This window comes from Streptomyces sp. ISL-87, assembly GCF_018614095.1.
Classification (GTDB): domain Bacteria; phylum Actinomycetota; class Actinomycetes; order Streptomycetales; family Streptomycetaceae; genus Streptomyces.
In genome coordinates this window covers 60,260-78,512 of sequence record NZ_JAGGOY010000097.1, presented here as the reverse complement: position 1 = coordinate 78,512, position 18,253 = coordinate 60,260, and the positions used below count along the sequence as shown (strand labels likewise).

Below are 18,253 nucleotides of genomic sequence, written 5' to 3'. Positions count from 1 at the left end.
GTCAGGAATTACCCCCGTGGGCCTTGATCAGCCCGAGTTGGTCGAACGTGCCTGAAAGGAGGACGTCGAGAGCCGCCATGCCGTCTGCGGGCTCGATCGAGCCGGCACCGGCCCGGTGCATGCGCTCCCGGTACTCCGGTGCGGCGACGACGCCGACGGTGCCCCAGTAGCCCCAGTTCATGATCTTGACGGGAAGGTCCAGCCCGTCGGCGAGGCGGTGGGCGTAGGCGTCCTCGAACACCGATCCCGCCACGTAGTTGCACTGCCCCGAAGCCTTCAGGAAGGAGTTCATCGAGGAGAAGAAGAGGAGGAAGTCCAGGGGCTCGCCCCGGAAGACCTGGGCGAGTCGGACGCTCACGTCGACCTTGGCCGTGACCGCGGCGCGGAAGCGCTGTTCGTCCATGCGCTCCAGGCTCTGGTCGAGCAGCACGATCGCCGAGTGGATCACACCGTGGACGACCGGATGGGTCCACTTGATGTCCTCGTACGCCCTCTCCAGCGCCGCCCGGTCGGTGGCATCGGCCCGCACGTAGCGCGGTCGGGGACCGAGCTCGCCCAGACGGCTCAGCTTCGCCCGGATTGACTCGTCCTCCTCCCTCCGGCCGATCCACACGACCTGCGCCCCGAAGGTGCGGATCATGTGCTCGGTCCATGCCTCGCCGATGCCTCCCGCGCCGCCGACCACGACGTAGACGCCGCCCTGCCGGTACGGCGCCCGGTGGGTGCGTTCCGCGGCGGTGTCCCGCACGGGCACGAGGGTCTGGCGGTACCAACGGGAACGGCGGTACCCCCAGACGCTGCCGCTCTCCTCGCGGGGCAGCGCGAACACCTGCGCCACCGGCCAGTCGCGGTCCGGGTCGAGGTCGGCGAGGCGCACCGTCCAGCCCGGGTACTCCTTCGCCACCGAGCCGAGCAGTCCGTGCAGTCCGGCGTGGGCGGGGTCGACGACGTCCGTGCGCCGGACCCGCAGAGTCCGCTCGGTCACGACCGTGACGTCGAGCGGGCGGCGGCCGTACCCCAGCGTCAGCAGCGCCTTCAGCGTGCGGAAACAGGCGTACAGACCGGCCTCCTGCGCGTCCACCAGCGCGTCGTCCGCGGCGTCGGCGTCGTGCGCGGCGCCGACGACCGTCTCCCGGGGAGCCAGCCAGACCAGGTGCCCGAGGGCTTCGCCGGTGGCGTCGAGCTTCTCGGCGATGGTCTCGGTCGTGTCCCCGGGGCCCAGGGTCAGGTGTTCGGCACGTGGATGGACGACACGGATCCGCTCCCGCTGCTCCACGGTGCCGCCGATCACGACGACCCGGCCGGACGGGAGGGGGACGTCCTGCGGCACGGGCTGGGGGACCGCGTCCCAGACGGGTGCCAACAGGACGTTCGTACCGTCCGGTACCTCGCCGCCGGGCGCGGCCGGTGCGTGCTCCACCTCGGCGGCGACGGGGTCCGGTGACGGGAGGACCGCCCCGGGCCGCCGGGACGCCGGGGCGTCGTCGAACCAGTAGCGCCCCCGCGCGAAGGGGTACGTGGGCAGCGGGACCCGGCCGGGCAGGGTCACCTCGGACAGTCGCGTCCAGTCGACGGGCGTTCCGCCGGTCCACGCCGCGGCCAGCCGCTCGGCCTCCGTCACCGACACCGTGCCGTCCGGACCGGCCTGTGGCACCAGCTCGGTCCGGCCAGCCCGGTCCTTGCCGGCCAGGCCGGTGAGGATGCCGTCCGCCGCGCCGTCCTCGGCGTACCGGGTCAGCTTCTCCAGCAACTCTCCCAGCGTGGCGGCCACGACGGCCAGCCGCCGTGTCATGGCTTCCCTGCCCTGCTGCAGCGTGTGGGCGACGTCCGCCAGGGCCAGGGACGGGTGGGCGCGCAGGTGCTCGACGAGGCGGGTGGCCGCCGTCCTCAGCTGTTCCTCGCTCCTGGCCGACAGCACGAAGACCTGCGGGTCCCCGACCGGCCGCTCCGCGGCATCCTGCGGATGCTCCTCCACGACCAGGTGGGCGTTGGTACCGCTGAAGCCGAAGCCGCTGACGGCCGCGCGTCGCGCGGAGCCCGGTTCGGCCTTCCACGGCGAGAGCTCGGTGTTCACACGGAACGGGGAGCCGTCGAAGTCGAAGTGCTCGTTGGGCCGGTCGAAGTGCAGCGTCGGGACCAGTTGCTCATTGCGCATGCACAGCAGCACCTTCTGGATCGAGGCGATGCCGGCGGCGGCCGAGGTGTGGCCGAGGTTGCTCTTCACCGAGCCGATGGCGCAGTACCCGGTCTTGTCCGTGTGTTCCCGGTAGACCGTCGCCAGGGCTTCCAGCTCGATCGGATCGCCCAGCTTGGTTCCCGTACCGTGCAACTCGGCGTAGCCGATGCCGGCCGGGTCGATGCCGTACCGGTCGTAGACGTCGCGCTCCAGCTCCATCTGGCTCGCGCCGCTCGGCGCGGTGATGCCGTTGGTCCTGCCGTCCTGGTTGATGCCCGATCCGATGACCACGCCGTGGATGTGGTCACGGTCGCGAACGGCGTCGTCGAGACGCTTGAGGACGAGCGCACCCACGCCCTCGCCGGGCACGAACCCGTTCGCGCTGTTGTCGAAGGCCTTGCAGCGCCCGTCCGGGGACAGCATGCCTGCGCTGGACATGCTGAGGTACGCATCCAGGCTCAGGTAGAGGGTGACGCCACCGACCAGCGCCATGTCGATCTCACCGCTGCGCAGGGCCTGCGTCGCCAGATGGGTGGCCACCAGAGAGGACGAACAGGCCGTGTCCAGGGCGATGGCGGGGCCCTTGAGATTGAGGAAGTAGGCGATGCGTGCGGCGGTGATGGCATTGCTGCCGCTCGTGGCCGCCGCACTCGTCTCACTGCCCTGCCGCTGCATGAGCATGCCGTACTCGCTGCCCATGATCCCGAGATAGACACCGCACTTGCGACCGCTCAGCGAGCGGGGATCGTAGCCCGCGTCCTCGAACGCGTGGTACGCCTCCTGAAGGAACAGCCGCTGCTGCGGATCCATCGCCTCCGCCTCCGCGGGCGGAATGTTGAAGAACAGCGGGTCGAAGACCTCGATGTCGTCGAGGCGCCCCATCCACTTGCAGGTGACCTTGCCCTCCTGGTGGGGACGCGGGTCGTAGTGATCGGCGATGCTCCACCGGGAATCGGGGACCTCGCCCACGCAGTCGCGGCCGTGCGCCAGGTTGTCCCAGTACTCGTCCAGGGTCGCGGACCCCGGGTACCTGCCGGACATGCCCACCACGGCGATCGCGCCGGCCGGGCGGGCATCCGCCGCCGGCGGCACGGCGACGGGCTCGGCCCGCGCCGCGCGCTCTGCCACGGGCTCTGCCACGGGCTCGGGCTCGGGCTCGGGCTGGACGACCCCGACCGGCTCGGGCTCGACAACCCCGACCGGCTCGGGCTCGACGAATCCGACCGGCTCGGGCTCGGTCACTTTACGAAAGGGACGCCCTTTGGGGGCGCCTCCTTTGGCCAGCTCCCGGAGGATGTAGGCCGACAGCTCCACGACGGTGGGGTGGTCGTAGAGCCGGGTCACCGTCAGATCGAGTCCGTAGCGCTTGTTGACGGCATTCATCCACTCGACGCCGACGATGGAGTCCAGGCCGAGGTCGGTGAACTTCGTGTCGGGGTCGATCTCTTCCTCAAGCAGGTACAGGGCTTCGGCGAGGCTCGCCGCCACCTCGCGGACGAGACTCCCCTCGTCCGGGACGGCGGGCGCCTGGTCCGGGACGGCGGGCGTCGGAGGGACGGCGGGCGTCGGAGGGACGAGCCGTCCGGGCGTCGGGCCGGGCGGGACCGCCGGGGCGGGGCGCGGGACGCTTTCCGTACCGGTCGCCGCGGCCGCGTCGGCCGGCCCGTCCGGCACCGGGACGGAGCCCGGCGCAGCGGGTCGCGCGGGCGCCGCACCGACGCTGTGCCCGAAACCGGCGTCCAGGGCGGTCAGACCGATGCCGCGGGGCTTCGCGACGATCCGGGTGCCGGGTGCCGGGGCAGCGGCCGGCGCCTCCTGAACCGCCGCGGCCGCGCGCACCACCGGCTCGGCCGGTTCGGCTGCCCTGACCATGCCGGGGCCGGCCGTCCCGGCACCGGACCGGGGACCGTCGCCCGCCCAGAACCGCTTGCGGGCGAACGGGTAGGTCGGCAGTGAGAGCCGGCGCGGCAGCGCGTTCGGGTAGTAGCTGCGCCACGGCAGGTCCAGCCCGTTGGTCCACAGTTCCAGCAGCTTGCCGAACTTCCCCTTGTCCACCCAGGCCGCGATGGTGCGTTCCATGTCCTCGTCCTCGGCCAGGGCGGAGACGACGCCCTGGGAGCGCTTTCCGCGCCCCCGGTACGCCCCGGCGTCGTCCTTGCCCTCGACGTAGTCGCCCAGCCGGGCCGTCAGCTCGGCCGCCGAGCCGGCCAGGAACGCCAGCCGCTCGACCATGTGCTCCCGGGCCACCTGGAGAGTGGCCGCGACAGCGGGCACGTCGGCATCCTCGATCCGCTCCTCGCGCACCCAGTCCAGCAGGCGCCGGGCCTGCTCGCCCAGTTGCTCCTCGGTTCTCGCCGAGAGCACGATGACCGACCCCAGCGGCCACTGCGCCGGATCGTCGGCCACCACGGGCCCGGCCGGTACGTACTCGCCCACGATGACGTGGGCGTTGGACCCGCCGGCCCCGAACGAGGAGATGCCGGCGAGACGCGGGTACTCCCGAGGTCCGTCGGGTGTGTCGATCACCGGCCGCCGCCACTCCGCCGGCTCCCGCTGCACCCGGAAGGGCGTGTCGCCGAAGTCGATGTGCGGGTTCAGCGTCTCCGAGTGGAGCGAGGGCACCAGACGGCCGTGGGCGAGCTGCAGCAGCACCTTGGTGAAGGCCGAGATGCCGGCGGCGCTCTCGGCGTGTCCGATGTTGCTCTTGACCGATCCGATCGCGCAGAACTGGCGGTCGTCGGTGTGGCGGGCGAACGCCTTGGCGAGGCCGGCGATCTCGATCGGGTCCCCGAGCGAGGTGCCCGTACCGTGCGCCTCGACGTAGCTGATGGTGCGCGCGTCGACCCCCGCCCTGTCCAGGGCGCGGGCGACCACGTCGGCCTGGGCGTTCGGGTTGGGGACGGTGTAGCCGTTCGTGCGGCCACCGTGGTTCACCGCTGTCGCCCTGATGACTCCGTGGATGCGGTCGTTGTCGGCGATGGCCCGGTCCAGCGGCTTGAGCATGACCGCCCCCACCCCCTCGGCGGGCACATAGCCGTCGCCGCCCTGGCCGAAGCTCTCGCAGCGGCCCGTGCTGGACGCGAAGCCGGCCTGTCCCAGCAGGAGGTACTTCGCGGGGTGCAGGGACAGGTTGACACCACCGGCGATGGCGACCTCGCAGTCACCCGTCTGCAGGCTCTGGCAGGCGAGGTGCAGAGCCGTCAGGGACGAGGAGCACATCGTCTTGACCGTGAGGCTCGGCCCCTGCCAGTCGCAGAAGTAGGAGACGCGGTTGGCGATGTTCGCGGCGTTGCCCGGAACCACCCGCCCGTCGGCCAGCGCCTGCTCGGTCGCGCCGTAGAGCTGGTATTCGTCGTACATGGAGCCCACGAACACGCCGACGTTGCCTCCGGCTCCGTTCGGGAAGGGCGCCGTCAGGTCCTGGCGCGTGTATCCGGCGTCCTGGAGCGTCTCGTAGACGCACTCCAGGAACAGGCGCTCCTGCGGGTCGGTGAACTCGGCCTCGCGCGGCGACATGTTGAAGAACAGCGGGTCGAACCGGTCGACGTCGTCGAGGAAGCCGCCCCACTTGGAGTTCGTCGTACCCGGCCGGGATCGGTCCGCGTCATAGTAGGCACCGGCGTCCCAGCGATCCCGGGGGACCTCGGTAACGCAGTCCCGGCCCTCGGAGAGGTTCCGCCAGAACGTCCGCAGGTCGGGTGCCTGCGGATAACGCCCGCCCATTCCGATGACGGCAATCTCCACGCCGCGCGGCGCGGATCCGGTGCCCTCCGCGCGGTGCGCCGGCCCGGTCGCGGGTACCGCCGCCGCGTGACCCGTGGCGACGGACGCGGCGGACGCGGCGGACGGCTCTGCCGGTGCAGGAGCAGGAGCAGGGGGCGAGGGCGCCGCGGCGGCCGGGACGGTCCCTCTCAGCTCCCGCAGCCGGTCCTGGTGGACCTCGATGAAGTACCGGCTCAGCGCCTTGATGGTCTGGTGCTCGAAGAACAGCGTCTTCGGCAGGTTTCCGAAGGAGACCTCCAGCCGGGCGGTGAGGTTGAGGGCCTGGATCGAGTCGATGCCGTAGCGCTCCAGACGGCTGCCCGCCTCGATGCGCCGTGCGGGCACCTTCAGCACCTCCGACAGCAGCGCGGTGATGTACGCGACGGTCCACTCCCCCAGGCCGTCGTCCCGGACCGCCGCCGGGGCGACGGGAGTTCCGGTGTTCACGGGTGCCGTGTGTTCTCCGGCTTGCTGCATCGTCAGCGCCTTCCTGATCCGGTCCGTGTGCCCAGCGGCGACGAGTACCTGGTGGTGGTTCGTGTGGAGGCACCGGCCGAATGCCCCGATCCCGGCGTCGCGTTCCAGCGGGGAGATCCCGAAGCGGTCGCGCAGCACCGTCCGGGTACCGGCGTCGGCGCCCATACCGCCCTCGGCCCACAGCGGCCAGTTGATCGAGAGGGTGCGGCCGGACCGACGCCCGTCGGCCACGAGCCCCTGGCGGTGCTCCGCGAAGGCGTCCATGAACGCGTTCGCAGCCGCGTAGTCGGCCTGACCGACGTTCCCCGTGACGGCGGCGCCGGAGGAGAAGGTCACGAAGAAGTCCAGATCGAGGTCCTCGGTCGCCTCGTCGAGGCTCACCAGACCGCTCACCTTCGGTGCGAGGACCTCGCGGAACTCCCGTGCGGACTTCCTGAGGATGAAGTCGTCCGCGACCACGCCGGCGCTGTGGACGACCCCGTGGACCGTCCCCGCCGTGCGCCGGATCCCGTCGACCAGAGCCCTGACCGCGGCTCGGTCGGCGACGTCGACCGGTTCGTAGGACACCTCCGCGCCCGAGGCCCGGAGCCGTTCGAGGATCCGGCGCGACTGCTCCGTCTCCGGGGAACGGCCGACGAGGACGAGCCTGGCGTCCTTCACCTGCCGGGCGATCTCCTCCGCGAAGATGCGGCCGAGGCCGCCCATACCGCCGGTGATGAGGTAGACGCCTCCGGACCGCCACGGCGAGCCGGGGGACTCCGCCGGGCACTCCTCGGCCCAGGTGAGCACCTCACGCCGGTCTCCGCGGAGCCTCACGGTGGCGTCGACGGGGTTGCGCCGCTCCCTCGCGAGGAGATCGAGCCGTACAGCTACCGGGGTCTCGGCGGCCACGACGACGACCTGTCCGGTGATCCGCGGGTTCTCCAAAGCCGCGGTCCTCAGCAGTGCGCCGAGACCGGTCAGCACCGCTGACTCCGGTCGATCGGTCAACAGGATCTGGAGGACGTACTGCGTCTGCGTACCGTCCCGCAGCAGTTGCCGCATCCTCTCGAACACCTGTAACGCGTACTCCGTGTAGCGGCCGTCGAGGGTGGCGGCCCGGGCGTTGAGCGTCACCACCTCGCAGCCCGGACCCGCGGTGGCACCGTCCACGAGAGCGCCGTTCTCGGCGAACACCACGGCCCGCCCGCCGATGGCGGGGACGGCCGCGTCGGGCAGCGGCTTCTGCTGCCAGCGCGGGGAGGCGAACACCTGGCCGTCCGCATGCGCGACGGCTGCCTCGGCCGTCGCCTCCGGGTGCAGCGCCCGTACCGAGAGGCCCCGGACGCGTACCCGGACTCGTCCGGCGTCGTCACACAGATCGAGATCGAAGGTGCGGGTGGACCCGCCCACGGTGTCCCGGGCGCCACGGCGGCCCCAGACCCACAGGGCTTCGCCCGGCGCGGCGAGCACCTCGACCCGCTCCACCCCGAACGGCACGAATGCCGTCCGCCCGGCGTCCGGTTCCCCGGCCATCATTCCGGCGCAGGTCTGGAGAGCCGCGTCCATCAGGCCCGGGGGCAGGAGGCAGCCTTCCGCGTCGACGCGCGCCGCTTCGGGCAGCACCAGGCGTGCGAGCACCTGGGACTCCCCGAGGAGCAGGTGCTCGATGGCGTGGAACGAATCGCCGTACCCCATCCCGGCGGACCGGAACGCGGAGTATAGCTCCGTCGCCTCCCAGCGCCGTTCGCCGCATGCGTCCCGCAGCCGCGCGAGGTCCACGGAGGCCGGTGCCGCCTCGCACGGCACCACCGATCCCGTGCACAGCACAGCGGTCCCGGCGTCCTCGCCGGCGACGGACATCTGGAAGCGGACCGCGTCCGGGGAATCGGGCTGGAGCACCACGTGCAGGTCGCGCGGCCGGTCGTCGATGCGGAGCGGCCGGATCCAGACCACGTCCGCGAGGGCGACGCCGACGCTGTCCGCCACCGTCCGGCCCCGGGAGTCGGCCGCCGCCGCAAGGGCCATCTCCAGGTACGCGGCGCCGGGCAGCGTCCGCACCCCGTGCACCAGGTGATCCCTCAGGACCGGCTCTTGGCCGGTGAAGGTCGACCGGTAGCGCCGGCCTCCGGGCTCGGAGGTGTCACGGTGCAGCAGGGGGTGGAGCACGGCAGCCGCCGGCGGCGGTACGGAACCGGCGGGGGCCGGGGGGCTCGTGGCCACCCAGTACCGCTCCTTCGCGAACGGGTACGTGGGAAGCGGGATGCGGAAGGGCCTGCGCGGAGCGTAGAGCCCGGCCCAGTCGACGGCACGGCCGCCGACCCAGTCCTCCGCGACACGGCGCCAAGCGCGGGCGGAGACCAGCGAGCGGACCAGGTCGCGGTCCTCCTCGCTCTGCTCCTCCCACTCCGGCGCGCCCGGTGCGCGGCCGCGGAAGACCTCGACCGTGCCGTCCTGCCCCAGATGGGTCCTCAGCCCCCGGGCCACCGCGTCGAGGGAGTCGGCGGTGAAAGCCAGCCGGCAGTCCAGCGCCGCCCGCCCCGCCTGGAGCGAGAAGGCGAGGTCGACCAGATCGAGCTGCGGCTGCTCCTCGACGAAGGTGAGCAGATCGCGTACGCGGGTGTCCAACTGCCCTTCCGACACTGCCGACAGGACGATCACGACAGCCGATGACCGGGCGTGTTCAGTCGTCTCACGCATGGCGATACTCCTCCAGCACCACATGGGCGTTTGTTCCGCTGAATCCGAAGGAGCTGACGGCGGCCCGCCTCAGCTCGTGGCCGTTCCGGGCATCCCAGAACTGGAGGTCCCTGCTGACGGTCAACGGGCAGTCGTCAGGTTCCAGGAGCTCGTTGGGAGTCTCGACGTGGAGGGACGGTACGAGCAGGCCGTGGCGCAGGCCGAGCAGCACCTTGTGGACGCCGGCGATGCCGGCAGCGGCGGAGGTGTGCCCGATGTTGCTCTTCACCGAGCCGATCGCACACGCCCTCGGGGCGACTCCCCGCTCGCGGTAGACCGTGGAAAGGGCGTCGAGCTCGATCGCGTCCCCGAGGGTCGTCCCCGTACCGTGCGTCTCGACGTAGCCGATGGACGCCGCGTCGATGCCGTACCGGTCGTAGACCGTACGGAACAGTTCCATCTGGCTGTTGGCGCTGGGCGCCGTGATGCCGTTGGTCTTGCCGTCCTGGTTCGTACCCGACGCCAGAACCACGCCGTGGATGTGATCGTGATCGGCTTCGGCGTCACTCAGCCGCTTCAGCACCAGGGCTCCGACGCCCTCGCCCGGCACGAAACCGTCGGCTCCCTGGTCGAACGACCGGCACTGCCCCCGCGCCGACAGCATCCGCGCTCCCGACATCCTGACGTAGGTGCCCGGAAGCAGGTACAGCGACACACCTCCGACCAGGGCGATGTCGATCTCACCACTGGCCAGCGCCTGCTGAGCGAGGTGCAACGCGACGAGAGAGGACGAGCAGGCGGTGTCGAGGGCGATCGCCGGGCCCTTGAGGTTGAGGAAGTAGGCGATGCGTGCGGCGGCGATGGCGTTGCTGCTGCTCGTCGCGACGGAGTCTTCCTGACTGTCGTTGCCGGACACCAGAAAGCTGTACTCGTTGCCGCTGATGCCCAGATAGACACCGCACTTCATCCTGCTCATCGACCCCGGGGCGTAGCCCGCGTCCTCGAAGGCCCGGTACGCCTCCTGCAGGAACAGGCGGTGCTGCGGGTCGATGCCTTCCGCTTCGGCCGGCGAGATGTTGAAGAACAGCGGGTCAAAGCAGTCCGCGTCCTCCAGATAGCCCATCGCATTGCAATAGGCCTTGCCCTTCGTCCCGGGGCGGGGATCGTAGTACCGGGACATGTCCCAGCGTTCGGCGGGCACTTCCCGCACGGAGTCACGACCGTCCCGGAGGTTGGCCCAGTACTGGCGGAGGTTCTCCGCGTCCGGGTAACGCCCGGACATGCCGACAACGGCCACGCGGTCACCGCGAACGGCGGTGTACGGGGCGTTCCCGGGCACTGGCGGCACCCGCACCGGTTCCGGTTCCGGTTCCGGTTCCGGTTCCGCCAGTGGTTCCGGTTCCGCCAGTGGTTCCGGAACCGGTAACGACACCGGTAGCGCAGCCGGTTCCGGGACCGGGTCCACCACCGGGGAAACGGCCTCCGCCTCCGGTATCAACTGCCCGACATGGGCCGCCAACTCCATCACCGACGGATAGTCGTACAACCGCGTCGCCGTCAACGACGTGCCATACGCCTTGTTGATCGACTTCACCCACTCCACCCCGATGATGGAGTCCAGACCCAGTTCCACGAAATTACGCCGAGGATCGACCTCGCCCTCCGACAGGAACAACACCGCCGCGAGCCCCGCCCTCAACTCGTCCCGCAACACACTCGCAGAACGACCCGACCCACCGACCCCACCCGACGCAACCGCGGCCACAGCCACCGGAGCAGCCACCGGAGCAGCCACCGGAGCAACCGGCGGGGCCGAAGGAACCGGCCGCCCCGCCCCCTCGCCCGTGTCGGTCAGTACGACGTTCCGGGGCTTGCCCACAGGGGCCGTCTTCGGGACGGCCGCCGCGCCCGGATCCTGGAGTTGGATCCGGGGCTTCTTCCCGGGAACGGCACGCGGCGCGGCCGGCTTCCCCGGCTCCTGTGCCGGGGGCGCCGGCGGGAACTCCCGCGCAGCCGGGGGTGCCGCAGCACGGCGCCCGTCAGTGGCCCAGTGCGGCGAGCGCGCGAAGGAGTAGCCGGGCAGCGCGATGATCCGCGGCCTGTCGCCCGTGAACAGCGCCGACCAGTCCGGGACGGCGCCCCGGCAGTAGAGCTCGGCCAGGGCACAGCACACCTCCCGGTACCGCTCCGCCGGTACGCCGGGTGCCCGAAGCACGTCCAGCAGCGCTCGCGCCTGGACGTCCGACAGCGAACGGTCCCGGTCGCGTGGCGCTTCGCCGCGCACGACCATGGGATGGTCCCGGCCGCTCTCGGCCGCGGACAGTACGGAGAGGACGTCGCCGACAGCGCTGACGACGATGGTGCAGCGGTGGGCGAAGTGCTGCCTGCCCTCCAGGAGCGTGTAGGCCGTGTCCCGCAGCCGCTGGTAGTCGAGTTCTCCTTCTGCGAGCGCCGACCGGAGCTCCTGGATACGGCGCTGGAGTCCCTCCGGAGTCTTGGCGGAGAGAAGCAGCGGCAGAGCCGGTGCCTCGGTGACCGGGGCCCGGCGGGCGGGCTCGGCGTAGCTCTCCACCACCATGTGGACGTTGGTCCCGCTCATGCCGAAGGCGCTGACCGCGCCGAGCCTCGTTCCCGTGGGCCCGGCCGGCCAGGACCTGGTCACCTTATTGACGTAGAAGGGGCTGTCCTTCCACCCGATGTAGTCGCTGTCCTGGTCGCAGTTCAGACTCGCCGGGACGACGCCGTGCCGTACCGACTGGACGAGGGCGATCAGGCCGACCAGCCCGGACGCGGCCAGGGTGTGACCGACATTGGTCTTAGTGGAGGTCAGCGCGCAGAAGCCGGTCTTGTCCGTGCGTTCCCGGTACGCCTCGTTCAGGGCGTTGACCTCGACGGGATCGCCGAGTTGCGTTCCCGTGCCGTGAGCCACGATGTGCTCGATGCGCTCGATGTCGATCCCGTGCCGCTCGTAGACCTGCCGGTAGAGCCGCGTCTGCGCCGCCCCGTTCGGGGCGGTGATGCCGTTCGTCCGGCCGTCGTAGTTCATACCGCTGCCGCGGATGACCGCCAGGATCCGATCGCCGTCGGCTTCCGCCTGGGACAGGCGCTTGAGGACGAGGGCGGGGACGGCCTCACCGAGGACCATGCCGTCGGCCCGCTTGTCGAAGGCGCGGCACACTCCGCTCTCGGAGAGCATCCCCGACTTGCCCATCTCGGTCAGGCCGCGACCGGTGGTCGCCAGGTTGGCGGCGGCGACCACTGCGGTGTCGCACTCGCCGGCGCGCAGGCTCGCGGATGCCTGGTGGGCGGCTGTCAGTCCCGAGGAGCAGGCGGTGTTGACGGCCAGCACCGGGCCGGAGAAGTCGAGGAGGTAGGCCAGGCGCGCAGCCATGATCGCCTCGTGCTGGGCGGTGATGCCGCCCTCTCCCCCGGTCAGGTCGCCATAGTCGCCCTGTTCGGCACCGACGAACATACCGATCGTCCCGGCGCGCAGCCTGCGCTCGCCGTAGCCCGCGTCCTCCAGGGCACGCCAGGTCTCCTGGAGCAGCAGTCGCTGGCGCGGGTCAAGGGTGCGCGCCTCGCGCGGCGATATCTCGAAGAACGCGGCGTCGAACTCCGCGATTCCCGGAACGAATCCGCAGCGGACGGCCTCCGGCCCCTTCCAGTCTGCCTGCCGGTCCGCCGGGACGGGTGACAATGCGTCCTTCCCCTGCAGGAGGTTCTCCCAGAACTCGTCGACGGACCGAGCGGCGGGGAAGCGGCCGCTCATGCCGATGACGGCGATCGGTTCCGGCTCCGTGTGCGCCGTGGGCCGCGGGGCCGGAGCGGACGCGGACCGGTCCTCGGCCGCGGTGACGGGGGCCTCCGCCGCCGGGGTCCTGGAAGGCTCCGGGGTCACGGATGGCGCATGGGCCATGTCCGAGGCCGCTGCCCGCTCCGTGCGGTGCCGGCGCAGTGCCTCCCCGTGTTCCGCGGTCAGGTGGGCTACCAGCTTCTCCGGGGTGGAGTGGGAGAAGAAGACCGAGGGCAGCACCTCGATCGCGAGGCTCTCGCCCAGGGCCCTGGCCAGCTTGACCAGGCTGACGGAGTCGAACCCGAGCTCGGAGAAGTTCTCGTCGGCGTGGATCTGCTCGCGGGGCACCCTCAGTACATCGACGATCGCCGCCCTGAGGGTCGAGAGCACCAGCGCCTCGGCGTCCGTGTCCTCCATGTCCTCCCCTCCCTCTGTGTCTGGAGCATTCGGGTTGTCCGCGGAGCGGGTGACGCCCGCACGGGGGGCGGGTGCGGGGGCGGGTGTAGGTGCAGCAGGGCGGACCTCGGGTCGCGGGGCCGCCGGCGCGGTGTCCGCGTCGAGCATGCGCCGTACGCGTAACGGATCGCCGGCCATGACGATCTGCTGTGTCTCGCCCTGCCCCAGGAGGCGTTCGAAGAGCGTGAGGCCCTCGGCCTCCCCCAGCAGGCGCAGCCCGCTGGTGGAGAGGTACAGCTCGATGCCCGACGCGTCGTCGAACCCCATGCCCCCACCGCTCCACAGGGGCCAGTTGATGGCGATCGTCGCGCCGGACGACGCTCCCCGGCGTACCCGCTCGTCGCGATGGCGCGCGTAGGACGTCTGGAAGCGGTTGGCCACCGAGTAGGCGCAGCCGCCGAAGTCGCCGAGGACTGCCGACGTCGAGGAGAAGTAGCAGACGAAGTCGAGGGGTTCCGCTGCCAGCACGTCGTCGAGCACGCGCGTGCCGTCCACCTTGGCGGAGAGCACGTCCCGGAAGGATCGAACGTCACCGGCGAGCAGCGAGCCGCTCTCGGCGACGCCTGCGGCGTGTACGACGCCGTTGACCGGGCCGAACCGCTCGCGCGCCGCGGCCACCGCCTCCCGCATGGCCTGCCGGTCGGCGACATCGGCCTGTCGGTACAGGACCTCGCCGCCCAGCGACTCGATCCGCGCGATGCTGCGCCGCTTGCGGGCGTCGAGGGCAGAGCGCCCGGTCAGCACCAGGCGTGCCGACCAGTTCCTGGCCAGGTGCTCGGCGAGCAGAAGACCCAGGCCGCCGGTGCCCCCCGTGATGAGGTAGGTGCCGTTGGGCCTGAGGAGGTGCTTGCCGGCACGGGCCGGACTCGGAAGGACCCGGCTGACATGGCGAACCCCGGCGCGGTACAGCGCGCTGCCGGACGTCCCGGCCGTCCACTCGTTCCACAAGCGTGCGAACCAGGCGCCGCGGGGCGTCCTGCCGGGCGTGTCCTGGACCTCTTCCAGGATCGCGGCGAACTGCACGTCGGGAAGCACCCTGCCGAGGGAGCGATCGAAGCCGAGCCACGACTCCGCGTACGCCCGCTCGACGCCGTCGCGGAACTCTCCGGCCTGCAGGACACGCCCCACCGGCAGCCCCGATGCGGCGATCGCCCGCAGGAGGTGCACGGTGGTGGTGTACGAGCCGGGCTCCGCCGCGTCGTCCAGGGACCACAGGTTCAGTACGCCGCCGACGGCGCCGTACCGCGACCGGATGTCCTCGAACACGCGGACGAAGTCGTCCGGGGTCCGGTGATCGGCTTCGTAGGCGTGGTCGGACGTCCGGGCGAATCCCCGTCCCCGCGTGACGAACAGCAGGGTGACGGCGGGATCCAGCTCGCGAGCGGTACGTGCCAGCTCGGCCCGGTCCGCCGGGTCGGGGCAGAGGCAGACCAGGGTGCGCGGCGCATCGGCCCGGCGGGCGGCGGGCAGCGCCTCCGGCTCCCAGGACTCCGTGAAGAGGAGGGGTGCCGGATTCCGGTCGTCACCGGCCGCCGCGGCGCCGGACGGCTCCGTCGCCCCGTGCGGAGCGAGGGCCGCGGCCGAGCGCGTGGTGTCGATCCAGTACCGGTTCCTGGCGAACGGGTAGGAGGGCAGGGCGATGCGGGCCGGGCACCGGCTCCCGTGCAGGGCATGCCAGTCGACGGTGCCGCCCTCGACCCACAGCTCCAGCAGCCCCGCGAGGTCCCGCCGGGCGAGCGCTTCGGACAGGCCCGTGTCGGCGGCCGATGCGCGCGCCCTGCCGCGGACCAGCCCCTCGGCGTCCTGGCGTCCGTCACCGAAGTCCCGGAGACGGGCGACCAGGTCCGGCACGGCGGACACGACGAGACCGAGCCGCTCCCGCATGGCCTCGCGCCCCACCTGCAGGGTGTGGGCGAGCGCGGGCAGGTCACCGGTCGAGAGGTTCTCCCGCTCGATCCAGTCCGCGAGTTGCGCCGCCTTCTCCTTCAGGCGCTCGGTGGTGCGGGCCGACAGGACGACCGGGACGGGGCCACGGGGGGCGACAGCGGGGTCCGGCGCGTCGGCCGGGTCCGGCCGGTACTCCTCAAGGACCAGGTGCGCGTTGGTACCGCCCGCCCCGAAGGAGGAGATGCCGGCGGTCCGGGGGAGCTCGCGCTCCTCGCCGTCGACGGTGACGACCGGCCGCGTCCAGTCGGCGAGCGTCTGCTGGACCGTGAACGGCGTGCTGCCGAAGTCGATGTTCGGGTTCAGCCTGGTGGAGTGGATCGAGGGGGCGATCTTGCCGTGCCTCATCTGGAGCAGCACCTTGGTGAGCCCGGAGATGCCGGCGGCGCTCTCGGCGTGGCCGATGTTGCTCTTGACCGAACCGATCGCGCAGAGCCGGTCGTCGCGCGTGTGCTCGCGGAAGGCACGGGTGAGTCCGGCGACCTCGATGGGGTCCCCGAGCGAGGTGCCGGTGCCGTGCGCCTCGATGTAGCCGACCGCGTTCGGGTCGATCCCGGCCTGGCGCCATGCGTCGGTGACCACGCGAGCCTGGGTGGCGGGGCTGGGGACGGAGTAGCCGTTCGTCCTTCCACCGTGGTTGACGGCGACGCCCCGGATGACCCCGTGGATGTGGTCCCCGTCCCGTACGGCCCGCTCCAGGGGCTTCAGCAGAACGGCGCCCGCGCCTTCGCCCGGTACGTATCCGTCGCCCCCCTCGCCGAAGCTCTCGCACCGGCCCGTACTGGAGACGAAGCGGCTCTGACCGAGGAGCAGGTACTTGTTGGGGTGCACCGACACGTTGACCCCGCCTGCGATCGCCATGTCGCACGCACCGGACCGGATGCTCTGGCACGCCAGGTGGATGGCGGTCAGCGACGAGGAGCACATGGTGTCGACGCTCAGGCTCGGGCCCTTGAAGTCGAAGAAGTACGAGACCCGGTTGGCGACGGCCGCGATGTTCCCGGAGACGGTCACCGGGTTGCCGAGGACCTGCTCCTGGGCTCCGTACAGCTGGTATTCCGAGTACATGACGCCGACGTAGACGCCGATGGCGGGGGTGCGGCCGGATTCCGTCGGCGCCTTCAGCCGGTCCGGGGTGTATCCCGCGTCCTCGACGGTCTCGTGGACGCACTGGAGGAACAGGCGCTCCTGCGGATCCATCCGCTCCGCTTCGACGGGCGAGATGTTGAAGAACAGCGGGTCGAACTCGTCGACACCGTCCACGAATCCGCCCCACCTGCTGTACGTCTTGCCGGGCGCGTCCGGGTCCGGATCGAAGTACGCCCGGTGGTCCCACCGGTCGGCAGGTATCTCGGTGACGCAGTCGCGTCCGGCGGCCAGGTTCGCCCAGAACTCCTCCACGGTGCGGGCCTTGGGGTAACGCCCGGCGAGTCCGATGATCGCGATGTCCAGCCCCTGCCGCTCGGGGAGAGCGGGCCCGGATCGGGCCGCCGGCAGCGAGGGCGCCTGCGGCTTCCGCGCCGACCACCTCGTCGACGACAGGCTCTTGCGCCGCAGGGGACCCGTGGACCGGGCACCGGGAGGGGACGCGGCCGCGCCGGGGGCCGGGGTCTCGGCGGCCGGGGCCGCCGTGTCCGCCGCGTCTTCCCCGAGGAGACCCGCCACGTCGAACCGTCGGGTGGCGACCAGGTGCCGGGCCAGCGCGCGGGGCGTACCGAACTCGAAGAACAGGGTGGCGGGCAGCGGGCCGAAGACTGCTTCCATCCGCACCGTCATGGTCATCGCCATGACCGAGTCGACACCGAAGCTCTCGAAGGCCGCCTGGGCATCGACCCGGGCGAGGGGGAGCTTGGTGGTCTCGGAGAGGAGGCGCTCAAGGTACGCGCTCGCCTTCTCCTCAAGCACGTCGCTGTCGTAGTGCGTCACGAGTCCGTCCCATCGGTGGAGAAAGCAGGAAAGTTCCGCTGCGTCGGGACCGGGGTGTCCCCCCGGGTGTGGCCGGCAGGAGAAGCAGGAACCCTCACCTGGCTGTGCTCGGAGCGCAGGATCCGGTTGAAGTCCCCGACATCCGCCGCCTCCGGCAGGCCGTCGTCCCCCGACGGCCAGATGACGGACTGGCTGTGCCCGAACCGCTCACCGCCGGCTACGAGGTCCTGCCGGTACCGCGCGTAGGCGTTCAGGAAGGCGTGGGCCGCGGCGCCGTCGACCTGACCGATGCCGCCGTCCACCCCTGAAGGGGAGGAGAACGTCACGAAGAAGTCCAGCGGGAGCGACCGGGTCGCGGCGTCCAGGTTGACCACACCCGCCGCCTCCGCGGCCAGGACGTCCCGGAAATCGCGGCCCGGCGTGTCGACGATGAGCGCCCCGCCCGCGGTACCGGCACTGTGGATGACTCCGTCGATCGCCCAGTGGCGCTCCAGGATCCGCGCGACCAGCGCGTCCGCCTCGGCGGGACTGGAGAGGTCGGCCTGCTCGTAGCGCACCGCGCCGTCGGCCGCCTGCTTCCGCAACGCCTCATGGGACGCGGGGGCCAGAGGGGACCGGCCGACGAGGATGACGGTCGCGTTGCCCGTCTGCGTGGCGATCTCCTGGGCGACGTCCTGTTCGAGGGCACCCGTCGCGCCCGCGACGAGATAGACCCCGTTCTCCTTCCACGGCAGCGTGCCGGGGCCGGAGCGGGCCTCGTGCTCGGCCCAGACCGGTACCTCGCGGCGGCCTTCGACGTACCGCACGAGCATCTCCTCGGGGCAGCCGAGGTTCTCCCGGATCCGCACCACGGCGCGCTCGGGGGTGTCCGTCCGGTCCAGTACGACGACCTGTCCGGTGACGGCCGGGTTCTCAAGGCCGGCCGTCCTGAGGACGGCCGCGAGCCCGGAGAGCAGCGTCGCGTCGGGTGTACCGGGAACCACCAGCTGAACCTGGTGCCGGCCGGTGGATCCGCGCAGGAGGGAGCGAAGGTGCGTCAGAACCTGCAGGCCGTACGCGGT

The 18,253-nt window shown here is 71.5% G+C and carries 3 protein-coding genes (1 of these 3 only partly in view); all 3 read right to left on the bottom strand.

The annotated features are described in order from the left end of the window. Window position 1: 1 nt before the first annotated feature. Tightly spaced (each overlapping or abutting the next), the 3 genes in view from J7I97_RS30795 to J7I97_RS39710 form a layout consistent with a single transcriptional unit that may run on beyond the window. Window positions 2–9,094: an SDR family NAD(P)-dependent oxidoreductase gene (locus tag J7I97_RS30795; RefSeq protein WP_214941464.1), complete on the bottom strand. Its 9,093-nt coding sequence runs from the start codon at window positions 9,092–9,094 to the stop codon at window positions 2–4. Then, complete coding sequence (locus tag J7I97_RS30790) at window positions 9,087–17,192, bottom strand: SDR family NAD(P)-dependent oxidoreductase (RefSeq protein ID WP_214941462.1); 8,106 nt, start codon at window positions 17,190–17,192, stop codon at window positions 9,087–9,089. Before J7I97_RS30790 ends, J7I97_RS30795 begins: the two co-directional genes overlap by 8 nt. Beyond that, window positions 17,189–18,253 carry the 3' portion of an SDR family NAD(P)-dependent oxidoreductase gene (locus tag J7I97_RS39710; protein WP_214941459.1) on the bottom strand. It continues 12,606 nt past the right edge of the window, so only the last 1,065 of its 13,671 coding nucleotides appear in the window; the start codon falls outside the window, past its right edge; its stop codon occupies window positions 17,189–17,191. Before J7I97_RS39710 ends, J7I97_RS30790 begins: the two co-directional genes overlap by 4 nt.

Excerpts from the sequence above, each read along its gene's own strand:
- J7I97_RS30795 (WP_214941464.1), bottom strand. The coding sequence starts at position 9,094 with ATGCGTGAGACGACTGAACACGCCCGGTCATCGGCTGTCGTGATCGTC.